At 70.5% G+C, this 16,951-nt stretch carries 16 protein-coding genes; 6 read left to right on the top strand and 10 right to left on the bottom strand.

What is annotated here, in order from left to right; all coding sequences use genetic code 11:
* Nucleotides 1-8: 8 nt before the first annotated feature.
* Nucleotides 9-1,319, bottom strand: coding sequence for a DUF6716 putative glycosyltransferase (locus OG223_RS32650; protein ID WP_329256248.1), 1,311 nt, complete (start codon nt 1,317-1,319; stop codon nt 9-11).
* 198 nt (nt 1,320-1,517) lie between these two features.
* On the opposite strand from OG223_RS32650, the gene OG223_RS32645 reads away from it, so the two are divergent.
* The 3 genes from OG223_RS32645 (at nt 1,518) to OG223_RS32635 (ending at nt 5,157) form a co-directional block, all read left to right on the top strand.
* On the top strand, nt 1,518-2,498 hold the full coding sequence (locus tag OG223_RS32645) for a glycosyltransferase family 2 protein (RefSeq protein WP_329265596.1): 981 nt from the start codon (nt 1,518-1,520) through the stop codon (nt 2,496-2,498).
* The gene (locus tag OG223_RS32640; protein WP_329256246.1) at nt 2,498-3,838 is read left to right on the top strand and encodes a polysialyltransferase family glycosyltransferase; all 1,341 of its coding nucleotides are present in this window, start codon (nt 2,498-2,500) and stop codon (nt 3,836-3,838) included. Before OG223_RS32645 ends, OG223_RS32640 begins: the two co-directional genes overlap by 1 nt.
* A 143-nt stretch (nt 3,839-3,981) precedes the next feature.
* Nucleotides 3,982-5,157 carry an acyltransferase family protein gene (locus OG223_RS32635; RefSeq protein WP_329256245.1) on the top strand — a complete coding sequence of 392 codons (1,176 nt, stop codon included), beginning with the start codon at nt 3,982-3,984 and terminating at the stop codon, nt 5,155-5,157.
* A 71-nt stretch (nt 5,158-5,228) separates the two neighbouring features.
* On the opposite strand, the gene OG223_RS32630 is transcribed toward OG223_RS32635, so the two are convergent.
* Nucleotides 5,229-6,578: a polysialyltransferase family glycosyltransferase gene (locus OG223_RS32630; protein WP_329256243.1), complete on the bottom strand. Its 1,350-nt coding sequence runs from the start codon at nt 6,576-6,578 to the stop codon at nt 5,229-5,231.
* Nucleotides 6,575-7,561 (bottom strand): glycosyltransferase family 2 protein, encoded by a 987-nt coding sequence (locus OG223_RS32625; protein ID WP_329256240.1) that lies wholly within the window; start codon nt 7,559-7,561, stop codon nt 6,575-6,577. The genes OG223_RS32630 and OG223_RS32625 overlap by 4 nt, the downstream gene beginning before the upstream one ends.
* Before the next feature lie 303 nt (nt 7,562-7,864).
* Between OG223_RS32625 and OG223_RS32620 the strand changes: the two genes are divergently transcribed.
* Nucleotides 7,865-8,122 carry a hypothetical protein gene (locus OG223_RS32620; protein ID WP_329256238.1) on the top strand — a complete coding sequence of 86 codons (258 nt, stop codon included), beginning with the start codon at nt 7,865-7,867 and terminating at the stop codon, nt 8,120-8,122.
* Between the two features lie 7 nt (nt 8,123-8,129).
* Here the strand turns inward: OG223_RS32620 and OG223_RS32615 are convergent, their stop codons facing one another.
* On the bottom strand, nt 8,130-8,780 hold the full coding sequence (locus OG223_RS32615; RefSeq protein ID WP_329256236.1) for a TetR/AcrR family transcriptional regulator C-terminal domain-containing protein: 651 nt from the start codon (nt 8,778-8,780) through the stop codon (nt 8,130-8,132).
* A 73-nt stretch (nt 8,781-8,853) separates the two neighbouring features.
* On the opposite strand from OG223_RS32615, the gene OG223_RS32610 reads away from it, so the two are divergent.
* Nucleotides 8,854-10,269, top strand: coding sequence for an FAD-dependent oxidoreductase (locus tag OG223_RS32610; RefSeq protein WP_329256234.1), 1,416 nt, complete (start codon nt 8,854-8,856; stop codon nt 10,267-10,269).
* 5 nt (nt 10,270-10,274) lie between these two features.
* On the opposite strand, the gene leuE is transcribed toward OG223_RS32610, so the two are convergent.
* Nucleotides 10,275-10,931: a leucine efflux protein LeuE gene (gene leuE / locus OG223_RS32605; RefSeq protein ID WP_329256232.1), complete on the bottom strand. Its 657-nt coding sequence runs from the start codon at nt 10,929-10,931 to the stop codon at nt 10,275-10,277.
* Between the two features lie 121 nt (nt 10,932-11,052).
* On the opposite strand from leuE, the gene OG223_RS32600 reads away from it, so the two are divergent.
* Nucleotides 11,053-11,880, top strand: coding sequence for a L,D-transpeptidase family protein (locus tag OG223_RS32600; RefSeq protein ID WP_329256231.1), 828 nt, complete (start codon nt 11,053-11,055; stop codon nt 11,878-11,880).
* A 236-nt stretch (nt 11,881-12,116) separates the two neighbouring features.
* On the opposite strand, the gene OG223_RS32595 is transcribed toward OG223_RS32600, so the two are convergent.
* From OG223_RS32595 to OG223_RS32575, 5 genes are all read right to left on the bottom strand, one after another.
* Complete coding sequence (locus OG223_RS32595; protein WP_329256229.1) at nt 12,117-13,295, bottom strand: hypothetical protein; 1,179 nt, start codon at nt 13,293-13,295, stop codon at nt 12,117-12,119.
* Nucleotides 13,295-13,957, bottom strand: a complete 663-nt coding sequence (locus tag OG223_RS32590) for an RNA polymerase sigma factor (RefSeq protein ID WP_329256227.1) — start codon at nt 13,955-13,957, stop codon at nt 13,295-13,297. Before OG223_RS32590 ends, OG223_RS32595 begins: the two co-directional genes overlap by 1 nt.
* A gap of 267 nt (nt 13,958-14,224) precedes the next feature.
* Nucleotides 14,225-14,440 carry a hypothetical protein gene (locus OG223_RS32585; protein WP_329256225.1) on the bottom strand — a complete coding sequence of 72 codons (216 nt, stop codon included), beginning with the start codon at nt 14,438-14,440 and terminating at the stop codon, nt 14,225-14,227.
* Complete coding sequence (locus OG223_RS32580) at nt 14,433-15,059, bottom strand: RNA polymerase sigma factor (protein WP_329256223.1); 627 nt, start codon at nt 15,057-15,059, stop codon at nt 14,433-14,435. The genes OG223_RS32585 and OG223_RS32580 overlap by 8 nt, the downstream gene beginning before the upstream one ends.
* Before the next feature lie 275 nt (nt 15,060-15,334).
* The gene (locus tag OG223_RS32575) at nt 15,335-16,810 is read right to left on the bottom strand and encodes an MFS transporter (RefSeq protein ID WP_329256221.1); all 1,476 of its coding nucleotides are present in this window, start codon (nt 16,808-16,810) and stop codon (nt 15,335-15,337) included.
* Nucleotides 16,811-16,951 lie beyond the last annotated feature (141 nt).

The raw sequence follows: 16,951 nt of genomic DNA, 5'->3' as shown, positions 1-16,951 counted from the left end.
CTTGGCGTTCACAGCTCCCCCATCCGGCGGATGACGGGCGCCACGCGCTGCACGCCGTGGCGGTAGGCGCCGCGCGCGGCCCGGCGCACGATCTGCCGGACGGGGCCCGGCTCCTTGTCCGCGGCGGGGGCGCCGGGCAGCGGGGTGCCGTCCGGGCCGAGGTGGTGGCGGGCGAGGATGCCGGGCAGATAGCCGGGGGCGGTCTCGGGCGTGTAGTACGGCTTCAGGGCGGGCATGTCGGAGCCGGCCAGCAGCTTGGCGATCCGCTCCCGGGCCGCGTCGAAGGCCGTCTCGTACGAGCCGTCGGCCGCGACTCCCTGCCGGGCGACCCACTCCGCGTCGGGCACGGGCTTGTACCCGGCGTCGAGCTGGTCCCAGGAGGCGAGGCACCCGGAGCCCACGAAGTGGTGGTTGCCGAGCCCCTCGCGCACTCCCAGGTCGGTCAGCACGACGGTGGGGATGCGGCGGTGCAGTGACTCCAGGGCGGCCGTCGAGCTGATGGTCACCAGGAGGTCGGTGCGGTCGAGCACCTCGCCCATGTGCCCGTACACCAGGCTGAAGTTGGCGGGGAGGTCCTTGCCCTGGACCAGCTTCTGGTAGGGCAACTCCTCGATGTGCGTGGTGTGTTCGCCGGGCTTGGAGCGCAGCTTGAGGAGGACCTCGCGGTTCGGGTGGAAACGGGCGTGCCGGATCGCCCTGTTGAGCAGGTAGTCGCGGTCCCTGCGGTTGTCGGGCACCGAGGGCTGCACCGCGAAGACCACTGTGTACGGGTCGTTCTCGCCGGTGTAGGTGTCCCCGCCGAGGAACGGCAGGGCGACCTCGGTCACCGAGGAGGAGTCGGCGCCGACCCCGTCGTAGACGGCGCGGAAACGCTCCGCGTCCTGGCGGGAGTTGGCGAGGACGAGGTCCGCGCCGTGCCGCAGCAGCAGACCGTCGGTGAGCTTCTCGTAGACGACGCCGACATAGCCGGTGACGACGACGGGCCGCTCGGTGCGCCCGTCCCAGGCGCGGGCCAGGCCGTGCAGCATCGCCTGGACCCCGCCGCCGACGAGGGAGAGCACGAGGATGTCGTACGGCTCCTTCTCCATGGCGCGCAGGAACTCGACGGCGGTCACCTCGCGGAGGGAGTCGGCGGTGACGCCGACTTCCTTCAACTGGCGGGCTGTTGGGGTGGCACGACCCCGCAGGAGGTATCCGTCCAAAGAGATGTCCGAATTCGCCGGTGCGATGCGGTTCGCGGTGAGCGAACCCCATTTCCACCGGGTGTCGGAATCCGCGAGAACGGCGACTCGCAGGGTCTGCGTTGCACTTGCTGGCACACCGAAGACGCTAGGAAGCCATTCCGTTGATCGGCCCAACCCGAAGGCAACAAAGGGTTAACAGCACACCGCTGAATGGCGAATCAGGGCGTGGTAGGGCCGCGAAAATTCCTGGTTCACAGGTTCGCCACGTGGCGTTCACCCGACATCAAACCAATGGTAAAGACCGATGCCGGAGCGCCCTCTACCGTCATACGGGTGGTCAAGCTCTCCGTCATCGTGCCGTTCTACAACGTGCAGCAATACGCGCCCGACACCCTGAAGAGCCTGCGTGCGAACACACGGGAGGACTTCGAATTCATCTTCGTCGACGACTGTTCGACCGACGAGACCCCTGACATTCTCGCGCGCGCGGAGCGCGAGCTGCCAGGCGTCGTGCATGTCAGACACAAGAAGAACGGAGGGCTGGCGACCGCCCGGAACACCGGCATCGACAAGGCACGTGGCGAGTATCTGACGTTTCTGGACGGCGACGACTGGCTCGCCCCGGACTACTTCCCGCGGCTGCTGGCCGCCATCGAGGAACTCGGCTGCGACTTCGTGCGCACCGACCATGTGGTGTGCACGGCGAAGGCCCGCTCGATCGCCCGGGTGCCGCAGGGCCGGCGGGGTGTGGTGATGAACCCGCGGGACGCGATCCTGCCCGCCGACCGCTCGACCTCCGTCGACTACGCGTACGCCTGGGCGGGCATCTACCACCGCAGACTCGTCGACCAGGGTCTGCTGCACTTCACCGACGGGCTGCGCACGGCCGAGGACCGGCCGTGGATCTGGAAGCTGCACCGGGAGGCGGAGTCCTTCGCCACGGTGGGGCTGCTGGGGGTGTTCTACCGGCGCGGGGTCGCCTCCTCGCTCACCCAGATCGGGGACGTTCGGCAGCTCGATTTCATTCGTGCGTTCGACCAGGTAATCGAGGAAACGGCGGCTGACCGCGACGCCGATAAACTGCTGCCCAAAGCAGTGCGCACGTATTGCGCGATCATGGCTCATCATCTCGGATCGATCGAGAGGTTCGAACCCGCCGTGGCTCGAAAACTGCGTTCACTGAGTTCCGCCGCGCTCAAGCGCATGCCGCAGGACGTCCTCGCGGACGTGATGGACTCGATGGACCCCCAGCGCGCGAGCCGGCTTCGCCGTCTGCGCCGCCGTCCCACCTCGGCCCGGACGGTGGCCGCCTGATGCCCCGCACCACCCAGATCCTGTGCGCGTCGACCCTGTACGGCGCCGCGACGCTGGCCGCCGCGCTGGACGCCGGGCTCCTCGGCGAGGCCGACCGCAGGCTGCTGCTGATCACCAACAACGCGGCGAACCCGGAGACCACCCCGTCGGTGGACTCGATGCCGGGCTTCGACCGGCTGCGCGGGCGCTTCGACGACGTGCTGTCGTGGAACGAGACCATCTCCCCCTTCCACCCGAGCGGTTGGAGCCCGCGGGGCGACGACGTCCCGATGTGGGAGCGGTACGTCCGGCTGCTGTGGCGACTGGGCGACGACGAGATCCGGCTCGCCGTGGAGTCCGTGCAGGTCAATCCGTCGCTCGCGCTGTGCCAGCTCTTCACCGGCGCCCCGGTCGACGTCTACGCGGACGGCCTCATAAGTTATGGCCCCACGCGCGACAAGATCGACCCGCTGGTCGGCACCCGCATCGAGCGACTGCTGCACCTCGATCTCGTCCCGGGCCTCACCCCGCTGCTGCTCACCGAGTTCGGCGTCCCGCCGGAGCTGGTGCCAACGGAGGCCTTCCTCAAGGTACTTGGCGAACTCGCCGAGTCCGAGGACGAGTTGCCGGCCGTAGAAGGTCAACCGGCCCTGCTGCTGGGCCAGTACCTCGCCGCGCTCGGCATCCTCACCGACCAGCAGGAGGAGGAGCTGCATCTGCGCATGGTGCGCGGCGCCGTGGCCCTCGGCCACCGCACGCTGGTGTTCAAGCCGCACCCGGTCGCGCCCTCCCGCTGGTCCCGGCTCCTGGAGGACGAGGCGAAGAAGCTGGGGGCTCAACTCACCCTTCTGGACCGGCCGGTGCTCGCCGAGGTCGCCTTCCAGCAACTGCGTCCCGCCCTGGTCGTCGGCTGCTTCTCCACCGCGCTGTTCACCGCCGCCGGCCTGTACGACCTCCCGGTCGCCCGCGTCGGCACGGACACCGTGCTGGCCCGGCTCGCGCCCTACCAGAACAGCAACCGGGTGCCGCTGACCATCGTGGACGCCGTACTGCCCGATCTCGGCGACAAGAAGGCGGTGGCGGACTGGCGGATGCCGTCACCGGAGCGCGTGGGCGAACTGTCCGGACTTCTCAAGGCGGTCGGTTTCGCGATGCAGCCCAAGATCTATCCGCGGCTGCGCGAGGACGCCGAGCGCTATCTCTCCACCCAGCTCAACCCGCACACCTGGCGCTACTTCAAACGCCGCCGCCTGACCGCGCTGGCGCTGCCCGGGGCCGTACCGGCACAACTGTCCTTCATTCCACGCAATCAGACGGTCCGGCGGATCGCCCGGCGCGCCCGGGCGTTGTCCGGCCGTTAGCGTTCATTCAATTTGTTCATCCGGGCGACATGTAGGAGACCCCTGTGTGTCGCCGCTGAATTGCCTTTCATCCGTCGAACGTTCGTAGCGTCACATCGTTCCACTGCGGAACAGCCATTCGACATCGGCGAGAAAGGCCCAGGATGAACGCGGTTGACCAGGCCCTGGCACCCACCCTGCGGGGCCAGGACCCTGGGCAGGACCCGGAGCAGCCACCCGTCGCCCCGCCCCGCCCGCCCCGGGAGAACCGGCTGCGCGCCCTGGACGGACTGCGGCTGCTGGCCGCCCTGATGGTGTGCCTCTACCACTTCACCGGCAAGAACGGTGAGGTCGCGTCCTCCTGGCACCAGTCCCCCGGACAGATGTTCCCGACCCTGTCCCAGGCGGGGACCTACGGCTCGCTCGGCGTGCAGTTCTTCTTCCTCATCAGCGGCTTCGTGATCTGCATGAGCAGTTGGGGCAAGTCGATGGGCGAGTTCTTCCGCTCCCGCATCGCGCGCCTCTACCCGGCGTACTGGGTGGCCCTGATCCTGGTGGGCACCGCGTCGGTGCTGATGCCGGTGGTCGTCAAGCCGCTGCGCTCGGACGAGTTCCTGGTCAACTTCACCATGCTCCAGCAGCCGATGGGCGTGCCCCGCGTCATCGGCGTGGACTGGACGCTCTGGGTGGAGATGCGGTTCTACCTGTTCTTCGCGCTGTTCGTGATCTGGAAGGGCGTCACCTACCGCCGGGTGGTGACCTTCTGCATCCTGTGGACGATGGCCGGCTGCTTCGCCCGGGTCGCCGACAACCCGCTGACGACCGAGCTGGTGATGCGTGACCACGCGCCGTACTTCATCGGCGGCCTCGCCTTCTACCTGATCTACCGCTACGGCAGTGACCTGTTGCTGTGGGGCATCGTGGGGATGTCCTTCCTGCTGGGTCAGCGCTACTCGGTGACGGCCCTGTGGCACCCGGGCATGACCGGCGACTTCCACCGCAACCCGCATGTCATCCAGGCGATCGTCCTGGTCGCCTTCGCGGCCGTCGCTGCGGTGGCGCTGGGCTGGACGAGCTGGGCGAACTGGAGCTGGCTGACGCTGGCGGGCGCGCTGACGTACCCGTTCTATCTGATCCACGAGCACCTGGGCTGGTTCGCGATCCGCATCCTGCACCGGGGCTTCGGGCTCGGCCCGTACGAGACGCTCGCGATCACCGTGCCGGGGCTGCTGTGCCTGGCGTATCTGATGCACCGCTTCGTGGAGAAGCCGTTCGGGCCACGGCTGAAGCGGACGATGACACTTCAGTCGAAGCAGTTGGCGGCGAAGCTCGGCAAGTGACACCGGAAGCGACCCGCCTCTGAAACGCCTCAGGTGCCCCCCGACATGGCCGGGGGGCACCTGTTGTCCGTTCAGGCCTGCGCGGCCCGGATACGGCGCACCACGCGCCGTACGGTGGGGTTCCTGCGCAGCGACTCCGCGCGGACCGGACTGCCGCCGGGCAGGCGGAGGCTGGTCAGGCGGCGCTTCTTGAAGTACTGCGGGTACGCGTCGAGGTGGACGGCGAGCCAGGCGGTCACCTCGTCGCGCATCGCGTGGTGCTTGAGGGCCTGCATGCAGTAGCCGACGGCCCGCACCAGCGGCGCCAACTCCTCGGCCAGACGGCCCAGTTCGAGCGGCTGCCCGACCTTGTCCTTCTCCGCGTCGGGGAGGATCGCGTCGATGACGGTGAGCGGGATGCGGTTGCTGTTCTCGTACGGCGTGATGCGTTCGAGGAGCAGTCCGGTGCCGACCCGGGCGACGGGGATGTCGTAGAAGGCGGCGGCCGTCATCAGCGCCGTGGAGAAGCAGCCGATGACCAACTGCGGGCGCAGGTAGGCGAACACCGTCTCGGCGAGGACCGGCTCGCGCAACACCGTGAGGCGGACGCCGAGTTGGTCGGCGGCCTGCTCGAGTGACGTGCTGTAGACGGCCGGTGCGCTGGGGTGGGGCTTGAACAGGATGTCCTGGTGGCCCGCCTTCGCCGCCGCGCGCAGCATGCGGACGTGGAGCTGCTCCTCCTCGTCCTGGGTGATCAGGTCGATGGCGGAGAGGTACTGGCCGAGCATCACGGCCGTCGGCCGGTCCTCGGCGGGGAGCTTGTCGGCGAGGATCGAGGCGCCCTCCTCGCCGATCTGGGCGAGGACGTCGACGATCGCCTCGTTCGGGATGGGCTGCGGCTCGACCCCGTACTCGGACAGCAGCATCGGCCGCAGCCCGGGTATCAGGTCGAGGTGCAGCACGCGCGCGATACGGCTGTTCAGGTTGTGCGGGATGCGGTTGCGGGTGGGGCCGTAGCTCATCAGGCCGTCCGCGTACACGTGCACCGGGCTGTCGGCGAAGATGTCGGCGACCGCGCGGGAGGGGTTGGCCTGGATGGACTCGCAGGCGATCTCCACGTCCTCGTCACCGAGGTTCCAGGCCAGGCGTACGGCCTTCTCCCACAGGGAGGCGTCCTGGGCACGCGGGGACCAGCCGGCCGGGTGGAACGGGGAGATGAACTCGTTCCACGAGCGCACCTCGTCGAACTCGGGGCGCAGCTTCTCGAAGCCGGGCATCCGGTCCAGCGGGGTGCCGACCTCGGGCACGGCGGCCGTGTTGCTGACCACGAGAATGCGGCGGTGGGCCGTACGGGGGCCGAAGAAACCGGCGCGGATCGCGGCGGTGACGGTCGCGGCGGCGTACTGCGTGGCCGAGAAGAAGATCTGTGTCGTGCCGCTCATGCCGCGACTCCCTTCATGCCACCGCGGATGCGCCGCAGCGTGTGCACGCGTTCCTCGCCCATGCCGACGAGTGCTTCGTTGAGTTCGGTCTCCGTCATCCGGCCGAGCGCCTCGGCGGCCATCTGCCGCAGTTTGGCGTGCACGCTGCGCTCGAAACGGCCCCGGTCCAGGAGCTGGTGGGCGATGACGACGCAGTAGTTGCGCAGCGCCTTCTTCCTCAGTTTCGCGGCTTCGGGGTCGTCGGCGAGTTCGGCGAGGACCAGGTCGAAGGAGCGGAAGAAGTCGAGCTGGCGGACGTCGCCGATCTGGGTCAGCGAACCGGCCAGGCCCCGGCGGTAGAAGACCCCGCGCAGGCTGGCGGCGACGTACGACTCCGCCTTGCGGTGCAGCTCCCAGATCCAGGGGCGGTCCTCGGCGGTGCGCAGCCCGTCGTGGAAGCGCAGCAGGCCGCGGTCCAGGAGGCGCCGGTGGTAGATGCCGGCCCAGGCGTACGGGTAGTCGACCATCGTCGTGTCGTCGACGGGCAGGATCGAGCTGCGCGGGTCGAGCGGGGTGTGCCGGCGGCCCTCGGGGGACCGCTGGATGGCTCGCTCAACACCCGTGACGGTCACATGGTCCGTCCGCACGAAGTCGACGTCGAAGCGCTCGATCACGTCCACCAGGTCGGCGAGATAGCCCGGCGCGAGCCAGTCGTCGCCGTCGAGGAACGTGAGGTAACGGCCCTCGGCCGCGTCGATCCCGGTGTTGCGGGCGGTGGCCAGACCGCCGTTCTTCTCGTGCCGGATCACCCTGCTGTTCGGGAGCCGCTTCGTCAGCTCCAGGAGAGCCTCATAGGTCTTGTCCTTGGTCGAGCGGTCCTCGACGAACAGGAACTCGAACTCGTCACTCGCGTTGTTGACGAGACTTGTCACCGTTTCCGGGACATAGGCCTCGATGTTGTAGCAAGGGACGATCACGGACAGTGTTGGGGGGCGGTTGGTCACGCGTACACCTGGGCTCTCTCCGGGGCGGATTCTTGTGACCGTAGGAGATGTTCGAGCCCGGATATCAACCCTGCCGGGGCCAACAGGTGAACGCGAAGTTACGGGCCGCCCTCCATTTACAAATAGCCACTCCAGCACACATCCCGAGCCCGCGCTCGACGATCCAACATTCGAATGAGTGGACGATCGATCAGGGGGCCGCGTGATCGGGACCGCATTCCGGACGGTGTTCCGCAGCGAGGACCTGCCACCACCCGACCGGCTGGCCGGCTTCGACGACTTCCTGCGCGGCGGCGCCCCCCGATGCGGGCGACGAGCGGGGCCGACGAGGACTTCCGGGCCCTGGCCCGCACCCGGCACCTCGGCCCGCTGCACCTCCTGCACCTGACCTGCTCACCGTCCGTCATCCACCGCACCGCCCCGCTGATCCGCCGCTCCGACCCCGGCCTGTGCTCGGTGGTGTTCCCGCTGCACGGCACCCTCACGGTCTCCCAGGCCGACCTCTACCAGCAGCCGGAGGCGGATCCCTCCTTCTACGTCTGGTACGGCACCCACAACTGACGAACCCTCACCTGATCCCGAACCGCGCCTCCACCCCCGCCACGACCACGGCCAGCCCCTCCTCGAAGTGCTTGCCGTAGTCCTCGAAGATCTCCGCGCCCGCCGCTGCCGACAGAGGGAAGTCGGCCAGCAGGCGGGCGCGTTCGTTCACGTCGTAGCCCTCCCGGCGTTCGTCCGGGAGCAGTTGGACGCCCTGCTCCTCGCTGACGAACCCGATCGTGTAGAGGTACGACGTCGAGGTCGCGCGGACCGCCTGGGCGAGGGTGAAGCCGGCCTCGGTGAACAGGCGCAGGGTGCGTTCCATCTCGACCGCGTGCAGGGTGCCGGTGAAGCGGGAGCCGCTGAAGACCTTGGCGCCGTCGCGGTAGCCGAGCAGCGCGGCGCGCAGGGCGCGGTTGGAGTTCAGCAGCCGCTCCTGCCAGGTGTTCTCGGGAGTGGACGAGGCGCCGGCGACCATCCGCCGGTACATCTCCGTCGCCATCTCGTCGAGCAGGGCCTGCTTGTCCTTGAAGTGCCAGTACAGCGCGGGCGCCTTGACGTCCAGCTTCTTGGCGATGGCTCGCAGGGACAGTCCGTCGAGACCGACCTCGTTCAGCAGCTCCAGGGCGGTGTCCGCGACCCGCTTGCGGTCGAGGGGCGTGCGTCGTTCCGTACTCACGGTTGACAGCTTAACAGCGTTAAGGGCACCCTGATGGCCGGAGCAACTTAACGGCGTTAAGGAGACAGGGATCATGGCAGAACACGTGGAGGTGCTGATCGTCGGCGCGGGCCCGACCGGCCTCACCCTCGGCATCGACCTGGCCCGGCGCGGGGTGGACGCGCTGGTCGTGGAGAAGGCGGACGCGCTGTTCCCCGGCTCTCGCGGCAAGGGACTCCAGCCGCGCACGATGGAGGTCTTCGACGACTTCGGCGTGATCGACGAGATCCTCGCGAAGGGCGGCACCTACCCGACCGGGGCGGTCTGGCAGGACGGTCGAAAGGTCGGCGAGCACCAGATGTTCGAGCCGTCCGAGACGGTCCCGGACTCGCCGTACGGCAGGCCGTGGATGGTGCCGCAGTGGCGCACCCAGGAGATCCTCTTCGGACGGCTGACGGAGCTGGGCGGAAAGGTGGCCTTCGGGCGGGAGGTGACCGGCTTCGCGCAGGACGGGGCCGGCGTGAGCGTGGAGTTCGCCTCCGGTGCCGCCGTCCGCGCCCGGTACGTCGTCGCGGGCGACGGCGGTCGCTCGGTCGTACGCCGGACGCTGGGGATCGGCATGACGGGCGAGACGGTCGACCCGAACCCGATGCTGGTGGCGGACGTCCGGATCACCGGCCTGGACCGCGACAGCGTGCACGTCTTCCCGCCGCGCGCCGACGGCGACGGCTTCCTCGCGGTCTTCCCGCTGGCCGGCACCGAGGACTTCCAGGTCATCGCCCAGTACCCGGACGGCACCGACGTGGACCTCTCCCTCGACGGGGTCCGCAAGACCGTCGCCGACCGCAGCCACCTCGCCCCCGAGGACGTGACCGAACTGCGCTGGGCCTCGAACTTCCGGCCCCGGGCCGCACTGGCCGACCGCTTCCGCGCCGGGCGGGTCTTCCTCGCCGGGGACGCGGCGCACGTCCACTCGCCGGCCGGCGGGCAGGGCCTCAACACCAGCGTCCAGGACGCCTACAACCTCGGCTGGAAGCTCGGCGCGGTGCTGCGCGAGGGCGCCCCCGAGTCGCTGCTCGACACCTACGAGGAGGAGCGGCTGCCCAACGCGGCCGACATGCTCGGCCTCTCCACCCGCGTCCACCGCGGCGAGGTGCGGCGCGGCAGGGCCACCCAGCAGCTCGGCCTCGGCTACCGCGACCGCTCCCTCTCGGTGGAGACCCGCGGCGACCTGACCGAGGACGCGCTACGGGCGGGCGACCGCGCTCCGGACCGCACGATCGACGGCGTCCGCCTCTTCGACGCCTTCCGCGGCCCGCACTGGACCCTGCTAGCCCTGGGCACGAAGGCCCCGGCGGGCGTCGGCGAGTCGGTGCGGGTCGTCGAGGGCCCGGCCACCGAGCCGTACGGCACGGGCCTCTTCCTGGTCCGTCCCGACGGCTACGTCGGCTGGGCGGGCGCCACGGAGGACGGCCTCGCGGAGTACGCGGAGCGCCACGGCATCCGCTAAATCCGCTAGACCGAACTGGCCAGTGACAGCTTCACCGCGAAGCCCAGGAACAGCGCCCCGGCCGCCGAGGTGGCCCCGGCCGCGAGCCGCCTGCGACGGCGGAAGGCGGTCGCCAGCCGGGTCCCGCCGAAGATCAGGGCACTGAGGTAGAAGAAACTCGCGAGCTGCGCGAAGGCACCGAGCACGACGAAGGACAGCGCGGGGTAGGCGTACCCAGGATCGACGAACTGAACGAAGAAGGCGACGAAGAACAGGATCGCCTTCGGGTTGAAGAGGCTCACGACGAAGGCACGGCGGTACGGCCGCTCCTCGGCCGCCTCCTCGGCGGGCGCCGCCTCCATGGCCGCCCGCTCCTTCCGGGTCCGCCACATCGCCCAGGCGGCCCGCAGCATCCCGAACGCCAGCCAGGTCAGATACCCGGCCCCCGCGTACTTCACGATCCCGAACAGCACGGCGTTGGCCTGCAACAGCGAGGCGACCCCGGCCGCGGAGAGCGTCATCAGCACGGTGTCCCCGCACCAGACACCGGCGGCGGCCGTGTAGCCGGCACGGGTGCCGCGGCGGGCGGCGACCGAGAGGACGTAGAGGGAGTTGGGGCCGGGCAGCAGGACGATCAGGACCAGGCCGGCGAGGTAGGTGGGGAGGTCTATGACACCGAACATGAGCACGAGTGTCGCACGGGGTCCGACGGCCCAGAAGGTGTCGTTCGCGACCCGGCATCCGGGGCGGACCTCAGGGGTACGTCTTCGGCGTACGACGCCGGTGAGACGACAGGGGTCCGCGATGCGTACTACGGGCATGGGGAGAGCGCTCGCCGCCGCGGCGGCCCTGTCGGCCCTGGTGGCGGTGTGCGGCTGCACGGTGCAGGGCACGGACGCCGACGGCGGGCACCATCTGCCCGTGCACATCGAGCTGCCGGGTGCGGATGCCAAGCCCTCGGCCACCGCCACCGCGAGCACTCCGGGCACCGTCCGCGCCGCGAACGTCCTGTGGGCGCGCGGCGACAGCGGCACGGACGTACGCGAGTTGCAGGCGCGGCTGCGCCAGGCCGACTGGCTCTTCGACGGGCCGACGGGGACGTACGACGATCTCACCGAGCAGGCCGTCGCGGGTTTCCAGGGCAAGCGCGGGCTGCCGAAGACGGGTGAGACCGACACCGTCACCTGGCAGCGGCTGCTGAAGATGACGCACGAGCCGGGCAAGTGGGACCTGTATCTGATGGGCGGCCAGCCGGCCGGCGCCCCCGACCCGCGCTGTCTGACCGGCCGGGTGCTGTGCATCGACAAGACGAGCCGCACCCTGCGCTGGATGATCGACGGCCGGACGGTGTCGACGATGTCGGTACGGTTCGGCGCGCAGTACACCCCGACCCGCGACGGTGTGTTCCAGGTCTACTGGAAGGCCCGGGACTGGGTGTCCACGCTCTACCACTCCCCCATGCCGTACGCGATGTTCTTCAGCGGCGGCCAGGCGGTGCACTTCTCCTACGACTTCTCGGCCCGGGGCTACGCGGGCGGCTCGCACGGCTGCGTCAACGTACGGGACGAGGCGGCGATCGCGAGTCTCTTCGCGCAGGTGCGGACCGGCGACAAGGTCGTCGTCCATCAGTGAGGGAAGTGAGGGATACGAGGCGGTGAGAGGTATGAGGCGCGGGCGGGACCGGGGGAACGTGTCCCACCCGCGCCGGGTGCACGAGCCGTAGGTACGGGGGGAACCCCCGGCTCCGTGCGATGGCCGATGACCAGTCGGCTCACTCAGTACTGCGCCGCGGCGGCCGGAAACGTCACACTTTCCGGGAAAAAATCTCCGCGCCTCACAAAAGCGCAGGTCAACGGCGCGCGCCGAGTTCAGAGCGCGCTGTACGTCGGGCTCGGGGCCGGGGTCTGCCGGGTGTCGGTGGTGTGCGCCGGGGCCGGGTCGGACGGCGACCGGTGCCGGATGAGCGGGGTGAAGGTGGAGGGGGCGGGACTGGCGGCGCTGCTGTCGTCGAACCCGCCGCCGGAGCCACCGCCATCGCTGCCACCGCTGTCGCCACCGCTGCCACCGCCGCCCGGTGCGAGCGGGGATATGTGCCCCTGCCCGTCGGACTCACCGCCCTGACCGCCGGAACCGGTCTGACCGTCGCCGGTCTTGCCGTCGCCGGTGCCGCTGCCCTTGCCGCCGGTGCTCTTGTCGTCCGAGTCGTCCGTGCCGGTGCCGGTGCGCTTCAGGAGCTTGTCGCAGTACGTCGACACGTGGGACGTACCGCCCGCCGCACCCACCAGGGCGCGCCTGCGGCCGGGGGTCAGGGGCGTGCCCTCGCGCACGGCCTGGCAGGACGAGGCGACACCGCGCCACCAGGTGCCCGAACCGGCGGACTTGTCGTCGTCGGTGCCGGCGCTCGGTGTGGGGTTCGTGCCGCTTCCGGAGGCCTCGCCCGAGGAGTCGTCGGAACCGCTGCCCGTCGTCGGCGTGCCCGGGCCGCGGGTGCCGCTCGGCGCGGGCGAGACGAGGGTGCGGTCGGGCGGTGTCTCGGCGGCGGAGATCGAGGCGGCGGGCGCCGGGTCGTCGTGGAACGGCGTCGGCAGCGCGCCCGTGCCGACGGCGACCGCGACCCCGCCGAACACCCCGGCGGCGAGCGCGGCGGTGAGTCCGAACCGCACGGATCTTCCCCAGCGGGGACCCGGGACGGCCGAGGCGGGCCGCCCGAGCCGGACGAGCCCGGCGTCGGAGGACGCCGTACGGCCGCGCCGGCCGACGGCCGCCCGCGCGACGTCGTTGCCGGTGCGCGCGGCCCTGAAGGCGGCCAACACGGCTTCCTCGCCCGGGAGTTCGACCTTGGGCGAGGGTTCCACGGACAGTGCGCCGAGGGCCCTGGCGAGCCGCTCGGCCTGTTCGCGGGCGGCCGGATCGACGGCTTCGGGGGACTCGCCGCGCAGCAACAGCTCGGCGGTCCCACGGTCCAGCCATCGGCCGGGGTTCCGGCCCGCGGCGGAGCCGCCGGTGGATTCGGTGTCCCCCGGAAAAGCAGAGCGCTCGTCGGCCATCACATGTCCTTCTGCGTCCGCGTGCGCGTATGCGTCACAGTGGCGGACGTCACCGCGCGGTCGCGCGGGTCTCGCTGGGGGGGCAGGGCATCGAGGGCAGCGGCCGATTCCGGGTCGCCGCCGAGCAGTTCCGCCAGCCGTTTCAGACCGCGGTGCGCGGCCGTGCGGACGGCGCCGGGCCGCTTGCCCAGGGTCTCCGCGGCGGTCTTGGCGTCGAGTCCCATGACCACCCGCAGGACGACGGCCTCGGCCTGGTCCTGCGGGAGTTGGGCGATGAGGGAGAGGGTGCTGTCGGTGGCCAGGGCCTCGATGGCCTCTCCCTCGGTGTCGGAATCGGCGGCGCGACCGGTGAGTTCGCTCTCGTCGCCGCCTATCGCGGGGCGCCGGCCGCGCATCCGTATGTGATCCAGGGCACGGTTGCGGGCGATCCGGGCCGCCCACCCGCGGAACCGGTCCGCGTCCCCGCTGAACCGGTCCAGGTCACGGGCGATCTGCAGCCAGGCCTCGGACGCGACGTCCTCGGCGTCCGGATCGCCGACCAGCGTCCGTACGTATCCGAGCAACCGTGGGTGCACCGTGCGGTACACAGTCCGGAACGCGGTCTCGTCCCCGTCCTGTGCCGCAAGCACCGCGGCGGTCAGCTCCGCGTCGTCCCCCAGCACGTGGTCCCTCGAATGGTGTTGGTCGCGTCCGCCCTCCGGCGCGAAAGGCACGTTACGACCTGAAACTGTTCCTCGTCCATGTCAGTACAAGCTGCAACTACTTGGTTCGGCGGTGCGGTGTGACAGAAAACGCACTCATGGCGCTGTAAAAAGTACGGGCCGCCGCGCGGCCCGTACAGCGCGACGGCCGGGGCCTCTCCTGTGGGGGGTGGCGGCCCCGGCCGTCTCCGCGGTGTCTCTGCCTCTGTCGCTGATAAGCCTCTTCGCCTACGGTGCACTGCCCCTGGGCCGCCAGTCGTCCTGGCTGCGGGTCGGCGCCGGCCGGAGCCCCGCGTCCCTCGCCGCCTTGAACTCCGCCACGAACGCCGCCACCGCTCGCCGTTCGGCCTCGCCGTCCACCTCGCCCTCGCGCAGCGCCGCGCCCAGCAGCGCCGGGAGGCCCGTGTCAGCAGGGCCCGGGAGGCCCGTTTCATGGTCAGCCATGTCCATGTCCGTCTCCGTCCCTTTCCGTCTCGCCCAATTCACGCCCCGTCCCGCCCAGTTCGCGGGCCAGCCGCTTCAGCCCCCGGTAGGCCGCCGTACGCACCGCGCCGGGCCGTTTGCCCAGCACCCGCGCGGCGGCGGGGCCGTCGAGTCCCACGACCACGCGGAGCAGGACGGCCTCGGCCTGGTCCGGCGGGAGCCCCCGGACCAGACCGAGGGCGTACTCGGTGGAGAGGGACTCCAGTGCCTGGTCGTGGGTGCTGTGCGGGTCCGGCAGTTCGAGTACGTCCTGTTCCAGCGTCGCCGATCGCGGACGCACCCGCTGTCTGCGCAGATGGTCCAGCGCCCGGTGCCGGGCGATGGTCGCCGTCCAGCCCCGGAAGCCCGCCCCGTCGCCACGGAACCGGCCCAGGTCCCGGGCGATCTCCAGCCAGGCGTCGGACGCCACGTCCTCGGCCTCGTCGCCGACGAGCCCGCGCAGATACCCGAGCAGCCCGGGCTGCACGATCCGGTACGCGACCGCGAAAGCGCTGTCGTCGCCCTGCTGGGCGCGCGCGACGGCCGCGCCGAGTTCCCCGTCGTACGCGTGCCCGCGCCGGGGCTCGCCTGTCTGACCCAAGGACTGTCCTCGTCCGTACCGAGTGCGCGAAGAATCCCGACCGGGCCGGGCGGCCCGCGCACCCCCGCGACGGTCCCCCGATCCCCCCATGGCCATCAGCGCCGGGCCTCACAGAAACGTCACAGCCCGTGGCGTCCCGCGACCGCGGGAGACCCGTGTCCGGCCTCCGGATCGGTGTCCTCGGCCACGGCGAACACGGCGGCGCCCCGCGTGAAGTACCGCCCCTCGACCCGGAGTTGGCCGCCTGCTTCGAGCGGGGCCGGACGCCGTGGACCCTAGATCGTTGTGTCCACCGGCTGTTGGGGTTTCTCCGTCGGAACGGCGCCCGGCGTGGGCACGCGGTCCGCGTCGACCAGGACGCCCGCGATGAGCGCGGCCAGCAGGATCGAGGCCATCGCCCACCAGGTGGCGACGTTGAAGCCGTGCACCGCGGCCTTCGCCTCAAGGAGTTGCTTGTTCACGCCGGGGCCCGCGTGGGCGGTGGCGTAGCGCGTGGTGACCGTGGCGGCGATCGTGTTGAGGAGGGCCGTACCGATCGAACCGCCCACCTGCTGGGCCGTGTTGAAGGTGGCGGAGGCCGCGCCGGAGTCGCGCGGGGCGACGCCTCCGGTGGCCAGGGACACCGAGGTCATCATCGCCGTACCCATGCCGAGGCCGAGCATCAGCATGCCGGGCAGGATGTACGTGGCGTACGCGGGCTCCACCCCGACCTGGGCGATCAGCGCGAGCGCGCCCGCCGCGACCAGCAGGCCCGGGACCATCAGGGTGCGCGGCGGGACCTTGTACAGCAGCCGGGCCGCGACCTGCGTGGAGCCGGTGATCATGCCGACGGTGATGGGGAGATAGGCGACGCCCGTCTTGACCGGCGAATAGCCCAGGACGCGCTGCATGTAGTAGGTGAGGAAGAGGAACACACCGAACATGCCGATGGTGACGAACAGGATGGTCAGGAACGCGCCGACCCGCTGCCGGTCCTTCACCACCGTCATCGGCAGCAGCGGGACCCGTGCCCGCGTCTGCCAGAACCCGAAGGCGCCGAGCAGCACGACCCCGGCGGCGAGCAGCGTCAGCACCAGCCCGTCGCCCCAACTCCGCGACTCCGCCTCGGAGAAGCCGTAGACGAGGGTGAGCATGCCGGCCGAGCCGAGGAGCGCGCCGGGGATGTCGAGGTGCGCTTCCGGGTGCCGGGAGCTGTCGCTGAGGAGGACCCAGGCGCCGGCGAACGCGACCAGCGCGATGGGCACGTTGACGTAGAGGCACCAGCGCCAGTCCAGGTACTGGGTGAGGAAACCGCCGGCGAGCAAGCCGACTGCCGCGCCCGCGCCGACAATCGCGCCGAACACGCCGAAGGCCTTGCCGCGGTCCTTGGGGTCGGTGAACGTCGTCGTCAGCAGCGACAGCGCGGAGGGGGCCAGCAGGGCGGCGAATACTCCTTGCAGCGCCCGGGCGCCGAACAGCATGCCCTGGTTGGCGGCGGCACCGCCGAGCGCGGACGCGGCGGCGAAGCCGATCAGCCCGATCATGAAGGTGTTCTTGCGCCCGGCGAGGTCGGCGACCCGGCCGCCGAGCAGCAGCAGTCCGCCGAAGGCGAGCGTGTAGGCGGTGATGACCCACTGCCGGTTCCCGTCCGACATGTTGAGGTCGACCTGGGCGGACGGCAGCGCGATGTTCACGATGGTCATGTCGAGGACGACCATCAACTGCGCGAGCGCGATGACGACCAGCGCCCACCAACGACGGTTCTCGCCCATATGCCCTCCCCGGTCCGGCGGCCGCCTTCATCGTCCTCCCGGACCCCACCGTTGGGGAACGCCAGCGTCTCTTATTACCTCGATTTTGCCGAGCCCCGCGCCACCGAACTCCCTTGTCCCCGCGCGTCGTTCACAGGCCCC

This window comes from Streptomyces sp. NBC_01478 (genome assembly GCF_036227225.1).
Lineage (GTDB): Bacteria > Actinomycetota > Actinomycetes > Streptomycetales > Streptomycetaceae > Streptomyces.
The sequence above is the reverse complement of the archived record's forward strand: the minus strand, read 5'-3'. Positions and strand labels throughout refer to the sequence as shown.